This window comes from Methylobacterium sp. WL18, from assembly GCF_008040015.1.
Lineage (GTDB): Bacteria > Pseudomonadota > Alphaproteobacteria > Rhizobiales > Beijerinckiaceae > Methylobacterium > Methylobacterium mesophilicum.
The window spans coordinates 1-5,235 of sequence record NZ_VRVD01000322.1; the positions used below are offsets into that span (position 1 = coordinate 1).

The 5,235-nt window shown below is 70.1% G+C and carries 3 protein-coding genes; 2 read left to right on the forward strand and 1 reads right to left on the reverse strand.

The window, feature by feature from the left end:
* Window positions 1-224: 224 nt before the first annotated feature.
* A complete protein-coding gene (gene ispG / locus FV228_RS19520) occupies window positions 225-1,556 on the reverse strand; it encodes a flavodoxin-dependent (E)-4-hydroxy-3-methylbut-2-enyl-diphosphate synthase (RefSeq protein ID WP_147856138.1) in 1,332 nt (443 codons plus the stop codon).
* A gap of 349 nt (window positions 1,557-1,905) precedes the next feature.
* On the opposite strand from ispG, the gene FV228_RS19525 reads away from it, so the two are divergent.
* Window positions 1,906-3,081 carry a patatin-like phospholipase family protein gene (locus FV228_RS19525; RefSeq protein ID WP_147856139.1) on the forward strand — a complete coding sequence of 392 codons (1,176 nt, stop codon included), beginning with the start codon at window positions 1,906-1,908 and terminating at the stop codon, window positions 3,079-3,081.
* A 255-nt stretch (window positions 3,082-3,336) separates the two neighbouring features.
* Window positions 3,337-5,019 carry a CHASE3 domain-containing protein gene (locus tag FV228_RS19530; protein WP_147856140.1) on the forward strand — a complete coding sequence of 561 codons (1,683 nt, stop codon included), beginning with the start codon at window positions 3,337-3,339 and terminating at the stop codon, window positions 5,017-5,019.
* The last annotated feature ends 216 nt before the right edge of the window (window positions 5,020-5,235 follow it).

Sequence of the window (5,235 nt, forward strand, 5' to 3'; positions counted from 1 at the left end):
CTACCCGGGGCAGAGGAATTTACTTATTCTCTTGGGACTCAAGAGTTCTCTGAACTTCTAATCACCCGCCTTGTCATCCCGGGGCCGCGAAGCGGAGCCCGGGATCCATAACCGCCGATAGTTCAAAATCTTGCGCTGTCGGCGGCTCTGGGTTCCGGGCTCGCCTGCGGCGCCCCGGAATGACACGGCGGTTAATCCTGCCGTCCTGCGCGACCTGCGTCCGGCTATTCGGCCGCGGTGCGCGTGCCGCCGCCCTGCTGGCCGAAGCGGCGCTCGATGTACTCGATCACGACGGTCTCGAAATCCTTGGCGAGCGTGGCGCCGCGCAGCGTCATCGCCTTCTTGCCGTCGATGAACACCGGGGCGGTCGGGGTCTCGCCGGTGCCCGGCAGGGAGATGCCGATATCGGCGTGCTTCGATTCGCCCGGGCCGTTGACGATGCAGCCCATCACGGCGACGTTCAGGCCCTCGACCCCCGGATAGGTCTTCTTCCATTCCGGCATGGAGGTGACGATCCAGTTCTGGATGTCCCGGGCCAGCTCCTGGAAGGTGGTCGAGGTGGTGCGGCCGCAGCCCGGGCAGGCCGCGACCATCGGCACGAAGGTGCGGAAGCCCATGGTCTGCAGCAATTCCTGGCTCGCCTTGACCTCCACGCTCCGGTCGCCGCCGGGCTCCGGGGTCAGCGAGTAGCGGATCGTGTCGCCGATCCCCTCCTGGAGCAGCACGCCGATCGCCGCCGAGGCCGCGACCAGGCCCTTGGAGCCCATGCCGGCCTCGGTGAGGCCCAGGTGGATCGCGTAATCCGAGCGGCGCGCCACCTCGCGGTAGACCGCGATCAGGTCCTGCACCGCCGAGACCTTGGCCGACAGGATGATCTTGTTCTGCGGCAGGCCGAGTTCCACCGCCCGGTCGGCCGAGCCGATCGCCGAGCGCACCATCGCCTCGCGCATCACCGCGCGGGCATCGATCGGCCGCGGCAGCTTGGCGTTCTCGTCCATCAGGTGGGTGAGCAGCTCGCCGTCGAGCGAGCCCCAGTTGGCGCCGATCCGGACGGTCTTGCCGTACTTGATCGCCTGCTCGATGATCGAGGAGAACTGGGTGTCCTTCTTGTCCTTGAACCCGACGTTGCCGGGGTTGATCCGGTACTTCGCCAGGGCCTCGGCGCAGGCCGGGTGGTCGGCCAGGAGCTTGTGGCCGATATAGTGGAAGTCGCCGATCAGCGGCACGTGGACGCCGATCCGGTCGAGCCGCTCGCGGATCTTCGGAACCGCGGCCGCCGCCTCGTCCCGGTCGACGGTGATGCGGACCAGCTCCGAGCCGACCCGGGCGAGCTGGGCGACCTGCGCTACCGTGCCGTCGATGTCGGCGGTGTCGGTGTTGGTCATCGACTGCACGACGATCGGGGCGCCGCCGCCGACCGTGACCGCGCCTTCGCCCTCGCCGACCGTGACGCCCACCGTGCGGTGGCGCGGCGCTGGGCCGGCGATCTCCGGACCCCCGCTGGTCAGGGCGGTCGCGGCGGGATTTTCGGAGCGGATGGCTTCCATGACTTCCATCGTGGACCTTCGCGGGCGCGCACTGTGCGGAGCGCCGGAGCCCTGAAACGGGCTGGCCGGGCATCTCGCGGCGCGCGCCTCGCCGGAGCTTCGGGGCTGCGGGCCGACCGCGGTTAGCTGCGGACGACGCCGCGCGGCGTCAAGCAGACGCCACGCATGACAGCATCGCGGTTGTCATGTCGTATCCGGATGCGGATGTCGAGTTTGCCGCGCGGCCGACACCGGTTTTCGTCCGCCCCTGTTGCCGGAATCGCGCGCCGCGCGCCGCCCGTCACCGCGCCGCCAGCCCCCGGGATGGTTGATGTTGCAGTGCACCATCCCATGTAGGGAGCCCTTATTGGAGGCCGACATGCGCGAGCATCCCCACGGCGGTGAGCCGCACAACCCGGTGACCGTCGTTCCGGAAATCTTGCCGGAAACCTTGCCGGAAACCTTGCCCGACCCTTCGTCCGGAATCCCTGTCTCGGACGGGATCGAGCCCACGCCCGCCCACTCGCCGAACCGGATCCTGGCGGGCCCCCGGGCCGAGAAGCCGGTCGCCCTGGCCCTGCAGGGCGGGGGCGCGCACGGCGCCTTCACCTGGGGCGTGCTCGATGCCCTGATCGAGGACGGCCGCCTGGCCTTCGAGGCGCTGACCGGGGCGAGCGCCGGGGCGATGAACGCCGTCGTGATGGTCGACGGCTGGCTGAAGGGCGGCCCGGACGGCGCCCGGGAGGGGCTCGAGCGGTTCTGGCGCGAGGTCAGCCTCGACGGCGACCTCGGCCCGGCCCAGCGCAACTTCGTCAGCGGGCTGTTCAGCCTGTGGAAGGGCAACCCGGTGGCCGAGTTCTGGTCCAAGATGCTCTCGCCCAGCCCCTACGTGTCGAACCCGCTCAACATCAACCCGCTGCGCAAGGCGCTGGCCGCGCAGGTGGACTTCGAGCGCCTGCGGGAGTCCGAGACCGCCGGCCTGTTCGTCTCGGCCACCAATGTCTGGACCGGCAAGCTCGCGGTGTTCGAGCGCGAGCGCCTGACCGTCGATCACCTGATGGCCTCGGCCTGCCTGCCGACGGTGTTCCAGGCGGTGGAGATTGACGGCGTGCCCTATTGGGACGGCGGCTACCTCGGCAACCCGCCGCTCTACCCGCTGCACCGGGGCGCCCGGACCCGGGACATCGTGCTGGTCCAGATCAACCCGGTCGAGCGGCGCGAGACCCCACGCACGGAGAACGAGATCCGCGACCGGCTCAACGAGATCACCTTCAACGCCAACCTGATGCGGGAATTGCGGGCGATCGACTTCCTCGACGGCCTGATCGAGGACGGCACCCTGGGCCAGGGCGGCTACCAGCGGGTCCTGGTACACCGGATCGACGGGACCGACGCGCTGGAGGATTACAACGCCGCCTCCAAGCTCGACGCCCGCTGGACCGTGTTCAAGCGCCTGCGCGACAAGGGCCGCGGCGCCGCCCGGACCTGGCTCGCCGAGACCTACGGGACCATCGGCCACGCCTGCACCCTGAACCTGCGGGACGCGTATCAATAGCTGGGGCAAGACTGGTCGATCGCGGATGGCATGGCGCAATACCCGTATTGCCCCCGGCTCTGTGCGAAGTCATATCAAGATGATTGGACGCGGTGCGACTGAATATATTTCAATCTGGAGGGTGTATTAACTGGCTAAGTATCGCTTTTTAATCAAAAAAGTCGCGGCGTAAGAGATATTTCACGGAGATGTTGTATCCCGGCGCGTCGACCGCGGGCCGATCGGGCCCGGTGATTCTTCCCCGAAGGACGGGCCATGGGTTTTCGTCTGATCGATCTCAGGACCGGCGTGAAGATCGCGCTGGTCATGGCCCTGATGCTGGCGATCACCGCCGGCGCCTCGGCGGTCTCGCTCCGCAATATCGGGTTGATCGAGGACACCGAGGCCTGGACCGTGCACACCCACGAGGTGCTGGCCGAGGTCGACCGGATGGTGGTCGCCATGATCGACCGGGAGACTGCCCTGCGGGGGTACCTGATCTCCGCCGAGCCGCTCTTCCTCGAGCCCGAGCAGGCCGGGCGGAAGGCCTTCGCGGCGTCCTGGGACGCGGCGCGCAAGCTCACCGCCAACAATCCCACGCAGCCCCGGCGCCTCCTGGAGCTGAAGGCCCTGGCCGAGCGCTGGAGCGACGCGGTGGCGGACCGCGAACTCGCCCTGATGAAGGACCCGGCGACCCGGGAGGACGCGCGCCGGCTCGAAGGCTCGGGCGTCGGCAAGGCGGCGATGGATGCCGTGCGCGCCAAGGCGGCCGAGATCGCGCAGGTCGAGCAGGATCTGCTGAAGGACCGGAGCGCCGCCTCGGCGGCGGCCGTCTCGGCGGCGCGGATGGCCAACCTGATCGGCCTCGGCGCGGTGGTGGTCACCGCCCTGATCGGGTCCCTGCTCCTACATCACGGCATCGGCAAGCCGATCAACCGGATGGCCCAGGCCATGACCCGGCTCGCCGCCGACGACCTCTCCGTGGAGATCCCCGGCGTCGGGCGCCGCGACGAGATCGGCGCCATGGCCGGCGCCGTGCAGGTGTTCCGGGACGGGCTCGCTCGGACGAAGGTCCTGGAGGCGGAGGCCGCCCAGGCCCGGATCGGCCAGGAGGCGCAGCGCAAGACGGCGATGCGCGATCTGGCCGCCAGCTTCGAGGGCGCCGTCGGCGGCATCATCCGCGCCGTCGCCACCGCCGCGGCGAGCCTGAAAGCCACCGCCGAGACCATGAGCGCCGCGGCGGCCGAGACCGCCAGCCAGTCGACCCATGTGGCGACGGCGGCCGAGCAGGCCGCCTCCAACGTCAACACCGTGGCGGCGGCGGCCGAGGAACTCGGCGTCTCCGTCAACGAGATCGGCCGGCAGGTGCAGGCCTCGGCCGACCTCGCCGACGCCGCCGTGCTGGAGGCCGGGAAATCCGCCGACCTCGTGCGCAACCTGCGCGACGGGGCGGTGAAGATCGGCGCCGTGGTCGACCTGATCAGCGGCATCGCCGGCCAGACCAACCTGCTGGCGCTCAACGCCACGATCGAGGCCGCCCGGGCCGGCGAGGCGGGCCGCGGCTTCGCGGTGGTCGCCACGGAGGTGAAGGAGCTGGCCGGCCAGACCGCCAAGGCCACCGGCGAGATCGCCCGGCAGATCGGCGAGATCCAGTCCTGGACCGGGGAGACGGTGGACGCGATCGGGATCATCGTCGGCCGCATCACCGAGATGAGCGGGCTGTCCACCGGAATCGCCGCCGCGATCGAGGAGCAGGGCTCGGCGACCCAGGAGATCGTCCGGAACGTCGGCCAGGCCGCGACCGGGGCGGGCGAGGTCACGGCCAACATCGCCAGCGCCGCCGAGGGCGCCGGAGCCGCCGCCGTGCAGGTGCTCGGCTCGGCCTCCGAACTCTCGGTCCAGGCCGAGCGTCTCGACGCGGAGGTCCATCGCTTCCTCGACACGGTGCGAGCGGCGTAAGCGAAGCGCGGGGCTGCGCGCCCCGGAACCCCGCCAAAGGGCCGCAGGCCCTTTGGGATCCCGGTTGTTGGGATCTGCCCGACGCGCGCTAGGTTCCGTGTGGGCGTGCGAGTGCCCGTGACCGTGCGAGGCCGCCATGACGATGTTGCGCCGCGAGGCCCTGATCCTGCTGGGCGCCGGGTTTGCCGGCGCCGCCCGGGCCGCGCCGTCCGGGCG

Coding starts and splice junctions, on each gene's coding strand:
- ispG (WP_147856138.1), bottom strand. CDS start 1,556: ATGGAAGTCATGGAAGCCATCCGCTCCGAAAATCCCGCCGCGACCGCC.
- FV228_RS19525 (WP_147856139.1), top strand. CDS start 1,906: ATGCGCGAGCATCCCCACGGCGGTGAGCCGCACAACCCGGTGACCGTC.
- FV228_RS19530 (WP_147856140.1), top strand. CDS start 3,337: ATGGGTTTTCGTCTGATCGATCTCAGGACCGGCGTGAAGATCGCGCTG.